This window comes from Telluria sp. AZSoR62 (assembly GCF_058111565.1).
The window spans coordinates 1-430 of sequence record NZ_JBYTST010000087.1; the positions used below are offsets into that span (position 1 = coordinate 1).

Consider the following 430-nt stretch of genomic DNA (forward strand, 5'->3'; position numbering starts at 1 on the left):
TGAGCGCTGCCAATTTCAACTTGTAGATAGTCAGGATATTTCGACTTTCCATCGACGATCTGCTCCCCTTCGCCCTGGACGAAAAGAAGCTGACTGTCCTGCCCTGCCGTGGTGAATACGGAATCCAATATTTTTGGCGTAACACCTGGGATAGCGGAGCAAATTTGGTTGGTAACTTCATCGCTGACTTTCATGTCTTCCCCTGCTCGATCCTGAAGGCCGAATGTGGCCTGTTCATACTGCCGAAGCCTTAATCTTCTGCCAGCTTGAGAGCTTGCGCTATCACTTCACGCCGCTTGCTTGAACGCTGAGCTTTGCGAACCTTGTCCAACAAGCGGTTCACCCCGGACAAAGCCAGAGCAAGCTCAGGCACCTCCACTCCGGACGATTCAAGCAGAGTGTTTAAGTGGTCGTGCGCGTGATCCAGTGC

At 52.3% G+C, this 430-nt stretch carries 2 protein-coding genes; both read right to left on the reverse strand.

Features of this window, described 5'->3' with window-relative positions:
• On the reverse strand, positions 1–194 hold a 194-nt coding region (locus AC3XQU_RS22985), incomplete at its 3' end, for a hypothetical protein (protein ID WP_489876474.1).
• A gap of 56 nt (positions 195–250) precedes the next feature.
• Positions 251–430 (reverse strand): hypothetical protein (locus AC3XQU_RS22990; protein WP_489876475.1); only part of this gene is annotated, 180 nt, incomplete at its 5' end.